Consider the following 12,242-nt stretch of genomic DNA (forward strand, 5'->3'; position numbering starts at 1 on the left):
CCATGTCCAACAATTTCGCCGATCTCTTCGAGCATGCGGTCGACGCGATGCCGGAGCGCACCGCACTGATCGAGGGCGATCTCGCAGTCACCTATGCCGAACTCGACGCCCGCGCGAATCGGCTGGCCGATCATCTCGGCTCGATCGGCGTCGGCCCCGGCACCCATGTGGGTTTCCAGATGCACAACGGGATCGAGACCATGACCACGCTCATCGCCTGTTTCAAGGCACGAGCCGTCCCGATCAATATCAACTACCGCTACCGCGTCGATGAGCTGCGCTATCTCTACGACAATGCCGATCTCGAAGTGCTGGTGTGCCATGAGACCTACGCCGACGCGGCGCTGGAGGCACTCACCGATGTGCCGTCCGCGATCCATGTCCTACTCGTCGACGACAAGCCACCCACCCCCATCCACACCACCACTCCGGCTGCGCTGTCCGCGTCCTATGAGCAGGCACTGCTCTCGGGCTCCCCCACCCGCCGCATCGTCGACCGCAGCCCGGACGACCTGTTCATGATGTACACCGGCGGCACCACCGGTCGCCCGAAGGGCGTCATGTGGCGGCAGGAGGATATGTGGCGCGTCCTCGGCGGCGGCATCGACTTCTTCACCGGCATTCCGGTTTCCGATGAATACCAGCAGTCCCGCGTCGGCGCACAGGGCGAACCCGGCACCTTGTTCATACTCCCGCCGCTCATCCACGCCGCCGCAATGATGCCCACGTTCACCGCCCTGTGGTCCGGCAATGCCGTGATCTTCGACCCGAAATTCGATGCGCACCGGGTGTGGCAAGTGGTCGAACAACGCCGCCCGCAGATCATGGTGATCACCGGAGATGCCATGGCGCGCCCACTGATCGACGCCTACCGTGCGGCACCGGTGGACGCCAGCTCCCTGGTCGCCATCGCCTCCGGCGCCGCGCTGCTGTCACAGCCGGTGAAGAACACACTGCTGGAACTGTTTCCGTCGTCGGTGGTCTCCGATGCCATCGGCTCCTCCGAAACCGGTTTCGGCGGTATCGGTTTCGCGCAGAAAGATGACAATCCCGGACGCGGTCCCCGGGTGCGCAGCGGCCGGGGCGCGATCGTCGTCGATGACACCGGACATCCGGTCGCACCGGGTACCGAAGGCTGGCTCGCCAAGGCCGGTGCGGTGCCGATCGGCTACTACAAGGATCCGGACAAGACCGAGCGGCTGTTCAAAACGGTCGACGGCGCCAGGATCGTGGTGACCGATGATCGCGCCAGGGTCGAGGCCGACGGCTCGGTGACCCTGATCGGCCGCGGCAATATGGTCGTCAATACCGGCGGCGAGAAGGTCTACGTCGAAGAGGTCGAGAGCGTGGTGAAGGCGCACGAGGCCATCTATGACGCGGTGGTGATCGGGGTACCGCACGAGCGCTGGGGTCAGCAGGTGGCGGCGGTCGTCTCGATCGTGGGCTCGGAACCGGTGGATTTCGCCGGGCTGGAGCGCCATGTGCGCGCACATCTCGCGGGCTACAAGGTGCCGCGGCAGATCTGGGTCGCGGAGGCGGTCACGCGCGCCCCGAGCGGTAAGCCCGACTACCGCTGGGCCAAGGAGTTCGCGGCGGGCCGAATACCGGACCATCGGGCGGATTGAGCATGTTCCGGCGCGCATTTATACAGGTCATACCGGCGAAGACCCTGGCAGCCGCAATGAGAACGTGTTCTAATTCGAGAATATCCGTCATCGTCGCGAAGAAGGTCCCATGAGCGAACGAAGTGAGCGAATCATGTGCCAGCGCGCCGTGCGCGTGCCGGAGCCGAGTGTCAGCGAGGCGCAGGCATGAGCACAACAGAAGCCAAGAAGGATGCCGCACCGGCGCTGCCCGCCCGGATCACCGAGGAGCTGATCGGCAGGCTGACCGCGATGGTCGCGGCCTCCGGCACCGCCGACCCGTATTCGATGGTCGAGGTCTACACCGGTGCCGTGATCGGCGCACTACCGCAGTCGACACCTGAGGACGTCGCCGCCGCCTATGCGACCGCCCGCGCGGCGCAGCAGGAATGGGCCAGCTGGCCACTGCAGCGCCGCCTGCAGGTATTCGAGCGCGCACACGAGCTGATCCTCGCCGAACACGAAACCATTGCCGACCTGATCCAGATCGGCTGCGGTAAGACCCGCCGAATGGCCTTCGAGGAGTCCTGTGACGTCCCGATGGTCATCAGCCACTACCTCAAGACCGCGCGCCGGGTACTGAAGCCCAAGCGGCGCGGCGGTCCGGTGCCGCTGATCACCACCTCGACCGAGGAGCACCGTCCCAAGGGCGTCGTCGCGGTCATTGCGCCGTGGAATTTTCCGTTCGCCATCGCGCTGTCGGATTCGATGCCCGCGCTCATGGCGGGCAATGGCGTCGTGCTCAAGCCCGATAACAAGACCGCGCTCTGCGCGCTGTTCGGGGTGGAACTGCTCTATCGGGCGGGGCTGCCGAAGGGGCTTTTCCAGGTCGTCTGCGGAGAGGGCCCTGACGTGGGTCCGTCGTTGATCGATAATGCCGACTTCGTCATGTTCACCGGCTCGACCGCGACCGGGCGGGTCGTCGGCGAGGGCGCGGGCCGCAATCTGATCGGCTGCAGCCTCGAACTCGGCGGCAAGAACCCGATGATCGTCCTGGACGATGCGAACCTCGACGAGGTCATTCCCGGTGCGGCATTCGCGGTCTTCGCGAATGCCGGTCAGGCCTGCATGCATATCGAGCGGATCTACGTGCAGGACCGGCTCTATGACGAATTCGTGCGCCGATTGGTCACGGCGGCCGACGAATTGAACGCCAAGATCGGCGCGGCCTACGACTACACACCGGAATTCGGTTCGCTGGTATCGGTGCAGCATTTGGAGCGGGTCGCGGCACATGTCGAGGACGCGCGCGCCAAGGGCGCGAAGGTACTGACCGGCGGCAAGGCACGACCGGATATCGGCCCGGCGTTCTACGAGCCGACCGTGCTCACCGACGTCACCGCCGAGATGAAGCACGCGACCATGGAGACCTTCGGCCCAGTGGTGAGCGTCTACCGGTTCACCGACGAGCAGGAGGCCATCCGGCTCGCCAATGACACCGCCTACGGTTTGAATGCCAGCGTCTGGGGCCGGGACCTGGACCGCGCCAACCGAATCGGCGCCCAGCTCGAGGCCGGGAATATCAATATCAATGACGGCTTCGTGACCACCTACGCCGCCAAATCCACACCGTCGGGCGGCGTGAAGCAGTCCGGCGTCGGCACCAGGCACGGCGATCAGGGCCTGCTCAAGTACACCGACACCGTGAATATCGGCGTGCAGAAGCGCCAGGTGATGGCGGCGCGGGCCGGACTTCCGTACGAAAAGCAGCTGAAGACAACGCTGACGACGCTACGACTGATGCGCCGACTCAGGTTGCGCTGAAACGATTTCCACCCAGGAGGTAGCCATGGCGGCGCCCGCTTTCCCGGCAGGCTTCGATTTCACCGATCCGGCGCTGTGGGAAAACCGCAGGCCGGTCGAGGAATTCGCGACCCTGCGCCGCACCGCGCCGGTGTGGTGGTGCGCGCAGCCGGATGAAACCTCGGGCGGCTTCCGCGACGGCGGGTACTGGGTGGTCAGCAAGCACGAAGATGTGAAGGAGATTTCGCGCAGTCCGGAGCTCTACTCCTCCGCGCAGAAGGGCGCCATCATTCGCCTGCCCGACGATGTCACGCCGGAACAGATCGAACTCACCGGCGCCCTGCTGGTCAATATGGATGCGCCCAAACATGCCAAGATCCGCCGGATCGTCTCCAAGGGATTCACACCGCGTGCGGTGGCGGGCCTGCGGACGGCACTCACCGAACGCGCGGCGCGAATCGTGCACGAGGCCAAGCGAACCGGCGGCGGTGACTTCGTCGAGCAGGTGGCCTGCGAACTGCCGCTGCAGGCCATTGCGGAACTGCTCGGCGTGCCGAATGACGACCGGCACAAGCTGTTCGATTGGTCCAATCAGACGCTGAACTACGACGATCCGGAGTACGGCGACGCCAATACCGCTTTCGCCGAAATCCTCGGCTACGCCTGGAATATGGCCGAACAGCGCCGCGCCTGTCCGGTCGATGACATCGTCAGTCAGTTGGTGCATGCCGATGTCGACGGCGAGGCGCTCGGCTCGGACGAGTTCGGCTTCTTCGTCATCCTGCTGGCCATCGCGGGCAATGAGACCACCCGCAACGCCATCACCCACGGCATGAAGGCCTTCGTGGACCATCCGGAGCAGTGGGAGCTGTATCGGGAGCAGCGCCCGCGCACCGCACCCGATGAGATCGTCCGCTGGGCCACCCCGGTCAATGCCTTCCAGCGCACGGCGACCGAGGACACCGAACTCGGCGGGCAGCAGATCGAGCAGGGGCAGCGGCTGGGCATCTTCTACAGCTCGGCCAACTTCGATGAGGACGCCTTCGAAAATCCCTTCACCTTCGATGTGTTCCGCGACCCGAATCCGCATGTCGGATTCGGCGGCACCGGCGCACATTACTGCGTCGGGGCGAATCTGGCGCGGCTGGAGATCGACCTGATGTTCAATGCCATTGCCGATGCGATGCCCAAGATCAGCCAGAGCGCCGATCCGGTACGGTTGCGATCGGGGTGGATCAACGGAATCAAGAACTGGCAGGTCCGATACGAATGAATATCCGCAACATTCCACTACGCACCCTTTCCGGCGACCCGGCCACGCTGGGCGAACTGGTCGGCGACAAGGCCGTACTGCTGGTCAATGTGGCCTCCAAGTGTGGGCTGACGCCGCAATACTCCGGACTGGTCGAGCTGCACAAGACCTATGGCGAGCGCGGCTTCAGCGTGGTCGGGGTCCCGTGCAACCAGTTCATGGGCCAGGAGCCGGGCACCGCGGAGGAGATCGCGGAGTTCTGTTCGGCCACCTATGGCGTGGATTTTCCGCTGCTGGAAAAGACCGATGTCAATGGCGATGAGCGGCACCCGCTCTACGCCGCACTGGTGGAAACCGCGGATGCCGAGGGCACGGCCGGTGATATCCAGTGGAACTTCGAGAAGTTCCTGATCGATCGTGACGGTGCGGTGGTCGGCCGGTTCCGGCCGCGGACCACACCCGATGACGCGGCCATCGTGACCGCGGTCGAATCCGTTCTCTAGATCGAACTCCGGCAATAGCGGCCGGAGCTCGTCCGAGCTCCGGCCCGGGCTGCGTGCCTAGGACATGGCGAAGCGCAGCAGGGCCTGCTTATCGCCCTGCTTGATCTTGCCCTTGCGATTGAGCACCTCGAGCTGCCAGTTCGCACCGTTGCGGAATGCCCTGGCCACCGCGTTGGCGTTATCCGTACCGAGCAGCGACGGCCAGATGTCGGCCACCTGCTGGACGCTGCCGCCGGTCGCGTCGTAGATCTTGAACGAGATGTTGTTGGCCTTCTCGAATGAGGAGCCCTTTTTGAATGCGGCCGCCACGAAGATGATCGAGTCGATGGCGTCGGGCACATTCGCGAAGGTGACGTGCACCGATTCGTCGTCGCCGGCGGCGGCGCCGGTCTGCTCGTCACCGGTGTGCTGAACCGAGCCATTGCCCAGCGGGTCGAGGGAATCGAGACCGGCGAAACGCACCGGCTCGGCGCCCTGCATGAGAATGGCGATCAGATCCAGATCCACACCGCGCTTGCGGCGCAATATGCCGATCGCACCGCCACTGGTGCCCGCCGACGGATCCCAACTCACCCCGACCGTCAGCTTGGTGATGCCGTTGAGATCCGCGGCACCATCTTCCTTTTTGAGCGTGATCATGCCTTCACCCTACAAGTGCATCCGGAACACCAAGGGGCGCAAATCCTTTCCCCTCCCACACGTAACTAACCGCTCTCCACCCCCGTCCAGATAGCTTGGCTCCGCTACCCACTCCGACTGCCCGCCGAGCGTAGTCATCTGGCGGTCGAATACGCCTGCGCCACCGCCCTTCGGCTACGTTCGATAGACCCCGGCCCCAGGGCTCGATACGGCGGGAGTTGTCTGGACGGGAATTAGGGCTTTCGGCGCCTGCGGTAGCGGACCGCGCACGGCTGCTGCAGCTGCACCACCATCTTGCTGTGGTCGTTGCGGTAGCTGTCGGATGGTTGGGCCATCTCGAATTCCCAGTCCCGCAGCAGTATCGAGAAAATGGCCTTGAGCTGCATGAGCGCGAATGCCGCTCCGACACAGCGATGCCGCCCGGCGCCGAACGGAATCCAGGTCCAGCGGTTGACGATATCTTCCTGATTCGGATCGATATAGCGCCCGGGATCGAACTGGTCCGGATTCGGGAAGTCCTCCGGGATCCGGTTGGAGATGGCCGGTGTCGCCGCGACGAGATCACCCGGCTCGATGCGATGGCCGCACACCTCGAATTCGCCCTGGGCCACCCGCATCAGAATGATCAGCGGCGGATGCAGTCGCAGCGTCTCCTTGACCACCGCCTCCAGATTCGGAATCTGGCGCAGCGCACCGAAACTGATATCGGAACCGTCGGCGTAGAGCTCATCGAGTTCATCGACAACGCGGCGCAATTCCTCCGGATGCCTGAGCAATTCGATCACCGACCAGGCCGCCGTGCCGGAGGTGGTGTGATGGCCCGCGAACATCATCGAGATGAACATCCCGGTGATCTCACTGGCGCTGAAGCGCAGCTGCCCCCGCTCGTCCTTGATCGAGATCAGGATATCGAGCATGTCCCGATCTTCCTTGTTCGCGGGCGGATTCGCGGCGCGGTTGTCCATGATGCCCTGCACCAGTTCGACCAGTTCGCGGCGCGCCTCATCGCGGCGGCGGAAGCTTTCGATCGGCGCGTACGGGTCCACATAGGCCAGCGCGTCGGTGCCGCGCTCCAGATCGTGGTAGAGGTGCGCGAACCGCTCGTCGAGTTCATCTCGAAAACGCTTGCCGATCAAGCACGCCGAGGAGGTGTAGATGGTCAGCTCGGCGAAGAAGTCGAGCAGATCGATCTCGCCCTCGTCACCCCAACCCGCCAGCATCCGCTCGACCTCGCGCCCGATGGTGGCCGCATGTCCGCGCATCTGTTCGGCCCGCAGCGCCTGATTGTGCAGCATCTCCTTGCGCCGCTCCGGACTCGCGTCGAACACCACCCCCTCACCGAAGATCGGCTTCATGAACGGATAGGCCGCCGCCTGATCGAGATCCTCATCCCCGGACCGGAAGAAGAATTCATTGGCCTGCGCACCCGACAGCAGAATCACATGCTTCCCCGCGAGATCGAACGCCCCCACATCCCCGCATTCCGCCCGCACCCGCCGCATCAAAGCCAGCGGATCGACCCGAAATTCATCGAGATGCCCATGCTCGTGCTCGCCTCCGGACACCCGCACCGGCTTGACCAGGGTCATTGGAATCCTCCTGGGATAGCTGTCCACGCATGTGATGGACACGTGTCTGGACACTACTACGAGTAGGTGTGACCAGGCAAGGACGCGTTGTCCCTTCCGGAGACAGCAAAAGCCCGGCACCGCTGAACTAGCAGTGCCGGGCTCTCGTTTTGTCGAGCCTAAGGCCGTTCGAACTCGCCGTCGTTCACACCAGCGGTGAACGCATCCCACTCACCGGGGGTGAAGATCAGAGCAGCACCGGTCGGGTTCTTCGAATCACGAACGCCGACTTGTCCTCCCGCGAACCAGGTCACCTCGACGCAATCGGTCTGACCACCACTGTGGCTGCTCTTGAACCATCGCACACCGTACGAGTCAACGCTCACGCTCAAACTCCTTGCAATCTCGTATCGCCGGACTGCCAATGTCGGACCTAGGGCGGTCGAACTCGCCGTCGTTCACCCCAGAGGTGAATGCATCCCACTCACCCGGCGTGAAGATCAGCGCCGGGCCGGTGAGGTTCTTGGAGTCACGCACACCGACCATGCCCCCATCAAGATGCGCGACCTCCACACAGTCTTTGCCGCCGGACGTGCGGGTACTGGTGAACCAACGCGCCCCCGAGAGGTCAACGTCATACTTGTCGGTCACGCTGCATATTCCCTTGCAATCTCGAATCGACTTGCCGGACTGCCATTCATCGAACCTAGGGCCGGTCGAACTCACCATCGTTCACGCCAGCGGTGAACGCATCCCACTCGCCGGGGGTGAACACCAGTGCCGGGCCGGTCGGGTTCTTGGAGTCACGGACACCAATCAGCCCCGCCTCGAGAAACGCGACCTCGACGCAATCTTTGGTGGCGTCGCTACGGCTGCTCTTGAACCACATTGCCCCGGACAGGTCAACGTTCACGGTCGAACTCCCTCGCTACCTGCCGAAGCAGGTCCTTGCTAGTCATGGCATCCAGTGCGGCGTGCTGGATTGCCTCATACGCCTGATCGTACCGGTGCAGGTCATGTGGTTTTTCCAGGTACATGTCGCCGGTGAAGCTCGGAGCGTAGACCACGGTCGGTTCAGTCTGCGCCCCCTTGGCGTTGGTGCCGAAGTTCACGATTGTGAATGGACCGGTGAGCTTTCCACCCGGCACTCCGGCCGTAAACGGCAGGATTCGGATAGTCACGTTGGGCAGCGTGCCAGCGTTCGCAAGATGTTTGAGTTGAGCGGTCATAACTCTTCGGTCACCGATTACACGGTGCAGCACGGTTTCGTGCAGAACGATGTCGATCTCTGCTGGTCGTGATTTCCGAGTGATCAGGACCTGTCGCTGCATTCGCATCTGGACTCGGCGTTCGTGATCCGCCTCGGTCTCGTCGGGTACCCCGAGCTGGATGAGGGCACGGGCGTAGTCCCGGGTCTGGAGCAGGCCGGGAACCAATTCGACTTGGTACGAAGTGATTCGACGTGCCGCCGCTTCCAATCCCATATACACGTCGAAGTTCTCAGGGATCAGATCACCGAACTCATGCCACCACGACTTCACCTTGGCTTGCTTCGCCAGTCCGATGAGTGCGGCGGTTGTGGTCTCGTCGGCTCCGTATATCCGGCACAGCGCCTCAACATCGAGAACGCGAATACGATCAGCCGTGCCTTTTTCCAGTCGTTGCAAGGTGCTGGAGCCACGCTCGATCAGCTCGGCGGCCTCGGCGATCGTCATCCCGGACTGTAGGCGCAGGTCTCGCAAGTACCGGCCGAGTTGCCGTCGGGGGACGGTGGATTCGATTTCGGGCATCGCGTGTGCTCCGTCTGGGTTTGGACACGGTGGCCATTGGGTTCGATGACGGCTAGCTGTGGGCAAGTCTCTCGCATTACACGGGCTGACCGCTGGGCTTTTGACCGTCTTGTTTTGGGTATCCCAGAATCGGTTGCCCGCCATGGTGCCCAGGTGTGTGCTGAGCGTGCGCCCAGCAGGGAGAACGGAACGAGAACCCTTCGCGCAGTTCACTTCCGCCCCGGGGACGGTCATGGGTTGTCGGGGGCCGGGCGCACCGAATCACTCCGATGCGAGCAGGGGTCTCAACAAAGATGGACCATGTAGCTTTCGGGGACACTCCACTGTCCCGCTGCCACTTCTATCGGCGGGTGTGCGATCTGCCCGCGCATATCGATCCGCCGCACCTCGGTCGGATCATAATGAAAGCCGAACATGTGTGGGGCATCGTCATGCCAGCGCATCTCGGGCAGGCGGTCAAAGTGCGTATGCAACAGCAGGATTCGGATCTCGGGCCGATCGTGTCACATCCGCGCTCGAACCGGTGGACCTATCTGATCCGGCCGGATCTGCCCGACGAGGTGCGTCTGTTCGCGGAGATGTTCCGCCTCGACGTTTCGGTGGTGCGCACCGGCGGCACCATCGCACTCCCCTCACCCACCGACCAGTGCGTCGAGTTCCGGCGCTGGGTGGAACCGCCCCACTGCACATTCCGGCCATCCGGTCGCGTGGTGCTGGACGCCATCCGCGTCTGCGCCGGATTGCCACCGCACCACAGCTTTGCCCGCAGCGAGCGACCATGAGCGCCAACACATCTCCGCGGCCGTCCGAGCCCGATGTCCACCTGAGCGTCTTCCTGCACGGCGCCCGCTTCGACTACGTCGCCTGCCTCACCGCCGCCCTGCTCTTCGTCCAAGAACACCAAGCCCAGCACTACGCCGACGCCGTAACCGTCGACCTCGCCGACACCACCAGCCTGCCGCGCCTACCCTGCGAACGCCTCTACCTCGAACCCTGAAACCGTCCGACTGTGCCGTTCTACCCATCACTCCGGGTCCATCGGCCCTCCACCCATCCGGTGGCAGCGGTCGACACTGAACCAAGGCCGAAAGCTCGGCCATTCTGACTGTGCCGTTCTACCCATCGCCCCGGGGCCATCGGCCCTCCACCCATCCGGCGGCACCGGTCGAAACTGAACTAAGGGCCGACAGCTCGGCCATTCCGATCGACAGCACAACGGAGGCAATGCCATGAACGTCACAGACGTCCTCGCTACCGCAAAGGATTCGATGACGGCGAAGCGAGTATTCGCCGACCCTGTCGAACGCGACGGCACAACCGTGATCGCGGCAGCCGCGATCATCGGTGGCGGTGGCGGCGGAGTCGGCACCAATGAAGAAGGCCAGGAAGGATCCGGCGGCGGCTTCGGAATGGGCGCCAAACCGGTCGGCGCCTACGTCATCAAAGACGGCAAGGTGCACTGGCAGCCAGCAATCGATATCGACCGATTGATCACAGTGGTCGGCATCGTCGCAGTAACCGCCCTCCTCGTAGGCGCCCGCATCGCAAAACTCCAGGCACACTAACCCGATCTCCGCCCTCACCAACCCACCGCCCGACGCCACGACCCGACCATTGCGCCCCATCCGGCCTCCTCTGGGTACTCACCGCGGGCACCCACCCGAAACCTGAACCCCCGCAACGCACTCGCAGCCAAGCGAATTGGGCTGCCACACACGTATTGGTGACGCGGAGAGCCAGCAGATCCCATCGATGGAAGGTGACCAGTCATGCCCATGCGCGACACCAGCGAGTGGGGCGCCGGGCAATTACCCAGCGCCCCACTCTTGGGGCTAGCCCACGGTCAGCACGGTGCCTGCGCCAACGGTCCGACCGCCCTCGCGGATGGCGAAGCCGAGGTCCGGCTCCAGTGGAACCGGGCGGCCCAATTCGACCGTGAGGTCGATGGTTTCGCCGGGGCGGGCGACCGCGATGCCGTCGGGCAGCGTGACGTTGCCGACGACGTCACCGGTGCGCACGTAGAACTGCGGGCGGTAGCCGGTGCTGATCGGTGTGCGCCGACCACCCTCGGCGGTACCGAGCAGGTACACGCGCGCCGTGAACCGGCTGTGCACCGCGATGCTGTCCGGCGCCGCCGCGACCTGGCCGCGACGCACCTGACCGCGCTGCACACCGCGCAGCAGCAATGCGACATTGTCGCCCGCCTCCGCGAACTCCATTGTCCGGCCGAAGGTTTCGACCCCGGTGACAACGCAGGTCAGCTCCTCGCCGCCGAACAGCTGTACCCGGTCGCCGAGCCGGATCCGGCCGCGTTCCACCGCACCGGTGATGACGGTGCCCCGACCGGTAATGGTCAGGACGTTCTCCACCGGCAGCAGGAACGGCGCGTCGGTGTACCGGACCGGTGTCGGCACATGGGTGTCCACGGCGTCCAGCAGGTCGAGCAGCGCGGCGGTCCACCGCGAATCCCCCTCCAGCGCACGCAGACCCGAGACCCGTACGACCGGCAGCTCGCCCCCCCGGATATCCCTGGGCGCTGAGCAGCTCACGCACCTCCAACTCGATCAGGTCGAGCAGTTCCGGATCACCCGCATCGGCCTTGTTCAGCGCCACCACGATGTGCTCCACCCCGACCTGACGGGCGAGCAGCACATGCTCGGCCGTCTGCGGCATTACGCCATCCTGCGCCGAGACCACCAGAATGGCCCCGTCGAGCTGGGAAGCGCCGGTGATCATATTCTTCACGAAATCGGCGTGCCCCGGCATATCGATATGCGCGTAATGCCTTGTGGCGGTTTCATATTCGACGTGCGCGATATTGATGGTGATGCCGCGCAGCGCCTCCTCCGGCGCCCGGTCGATCCGCTCGAACGGCACGAAACTGCCGCCGCCGCGCTCGGCGAGCACCTTGGTAATGGCGGCGGTCAATGTGGTCTTCCCGTGATCGACATGACCCATGGTGCCGATATTCAGATGCGGCTTGGTCCGCACGTAGGTCTTCTTGGACATGACTTTCCCTGACTGGCAATGTTTTCCGGCAATACACCGGGGGACCTCTCTATGACGGGCCACCTTCCCCGTCAGAGGTCCCGGGACATCCCGGG

The 12,242-nt window shown here is 64.1% G+C and carries 13 protein-coding genes and 1 pseudogene; 7 read left to right on the plus strand and 7 right to left on the minus strand.

Annotated elements, in window-relative coordinates:
* Positions 1-2 precede the first annotated feature (2 nt).
* From ACWEO2_RS24175 to ACWEO2_RS24190, 4 genes are all read left to right on the plus strand, one after another.
* Positions 3-1,625 (plus strand): acyl-CoA synthetase, encoded by a 1,623-nt coding sequence (locus tag ACWEO2_RS24175; RefSeq protein WP_452407375.1) that lies wholly within the window; start codon positions 3-5, stop codon positions 1,623-1,625.
* A gap of 186 nt (positions 1,626-1,811) precedes the next feature.
* Positions 1,812-3,407, plus strand: coding sequence for a succinic semialdehyde dehydrogenase (locus ACWEO2_RS24180; RefSeq protein WP_452407376.1), 1,596 nt, complete (start codon positions 1,812-1,814; stop codon positions 3,405-3,407).
* A gap of 25 nt (positions 3,408-3,432) precedes the next feature.
* Positions 3,433-4,659: a cytochrome P450 gene (locus ACWEO2_RS24185; protein WP_452407377.1), complete on the plus strand. Its 1,227-nt coding sequence runs from the start codon at positions 3,433-3,435 to the stop codon at positions 4,657-4,659.
* Positions 4,656-5,141: a glutathione peroxidase gene (locus ACWEO2_RS24190; RefSeq protein ID WP_452407378.1), complete on the plus strand. Its 486-nt coding sequence runs from the start codon at positions 4,656-4,658 to the stop codon at positions 5,139-5,141. Before ACWEO2_RS24185 ends, ACWEO2_RS24190 begins: the two co-directional genes overlap by 4 nt.
* 57 nt (positions 5,142-5,198) lie before the next feature.
* Here the strand turns inward: ACWEO2_RS24190 and ACWEO2_RS24195 are convergent, their stop codons facing one another.
* From ACWEO2_RS24195 to ACWEO2_RS24220, 6 genes are all read right to left on the minus strand, one after another.
* Positions 5,199-5,780: a TerD family protein gene (locus tag ACWEO2_RS24195; RefSeq protein WP_355176944.1), complete on the minus strand. Its 582-nt coding sequence runs from the start codon at positions 5,778-5,780 to the stop codon at positions 5,199-5,201.
* A 233-nt stretch (positions 5,781-6,013) separates the two neighbouring features.
* A complete protein-coding gene (locus tag ACWEO2_RS24200) occupies positions 6,014-7,369 on the minus strand; it encodes a cytochrome P450 (RefSeq protein ID WP_452407379.1) in 1,356 nt (451 codons plus the stop codon).
* A gap of 158 nt (positions 7,370-7,527) precedes the next feature.
* Positions 7,528-7,734, minus strand: coding sequence for a DUF397 domain-containing protein (locus tag ACWEO2_RS24205; protein WP_452407380.1), 207 nt, complete (start codon positions 7,732-7,734; stop codon positions 7,528-7,530).
* A complete protein-coding gene (locus ACWEO2_RS24210; protein WP_452407381.1) occupies positions 7,724-7,999 on the minus strand; it encodes a DUF397 domain-containing protein in 276 nt (91 codons plus the stop codon). Before ACWEO2_RS24210 ends, ACWEO2_RS24205 begins: the two co-directional genes overlap by 11 nt.
* Positions 8,000-8,054: 55 nt before the next feature.
* Positions 8,055-8,261, minus strand: coding sequence for a DUF397 domain-containing protein (locus ACWEO2_RS24215; RefSeq protein WP_452407382.1), 207 nt, complete (start codon positions 8,259-8,261; stop codon positions 8,055-8,057).
* A complete protein-coding gene (locus ACWEO2_RS24220) occupies positions 8,251-9,138 on the minus strand; it encodes a helix-turn-helix domain-containing protein (RefSeq protein WP_452407383.1) in 888 nt (295 codons plus the stop codon). Before ACWEO2_RS24220 ends, ACWEO2_RS24215 begins: the two co-directional genes overlap by 11 nt.
* 401 nt (positions 9,139-9,539) lie before the next feature.
* Here ACWEO2_RS24220 and ACWEO2_RS24225 point away from each other — a divergent pair, with 401 nt between their 5' ends.
* The 3 genes from ACWEO2_RS24225 to ACWEO2_RS24235 all read left to right on the plus strand — a co-directional run bounded on the left by ACWEO2_RS24225 (position 9,540) and on the right by ACWEO2_RS24235 (position 10,703).
* A complete protein-coding gene (locus ACWEO2_RS24225) occupies positions 9,540-9,920 on the plus strand; it encodes a DNA-directed RNA polymerase subunit beta (RefSeq protein ID WP_452407384.1) in 381 nt (126 codons plus the stop codon).
* A complete protein-coding gene (locus ACWEO2_RS24230; protein WP_452407385.1) occupies positions 9,917-10,135 on the plus strand; it encodes a hypothetical protein in 219 nt (72 codons plus the stop codon). Before ACWEO2_RS24225 ends, ACWEO2_RS24230 begins: the two co-directional genes overlap by 4 nt.
* 232 nt (positions 10,136-10,367) lie before the next feature.
* Positions 10,368-10,703 carry a sporulation protein gene (locus tag ACWEO2_RS24235; RefSeq protein WP_452407386.1) on the plus strand — a complete coding sequence of 112 codons (336 nt, stop codon included), beginning with the start codon at positions 10,368-10,370 and terminating at the stop codon, positions 10,701-10,703.
* 267 nt (positions 10,704-10,970) lie between these two features.
* Here the strand turns inward: ACWEO2_RS24235 and tuf are convergent.
* Positions 10,971-12,147, minus strand: a pseudogene (gene tuf / locus ACWEO2_RS24240) (elongation factor Tu).
* Positions 12,148-12,242: the final 95 nt, after the last annotated feature.

Source organism: Nocardia sp. NPDC004278, assembly GCF_053602975.1.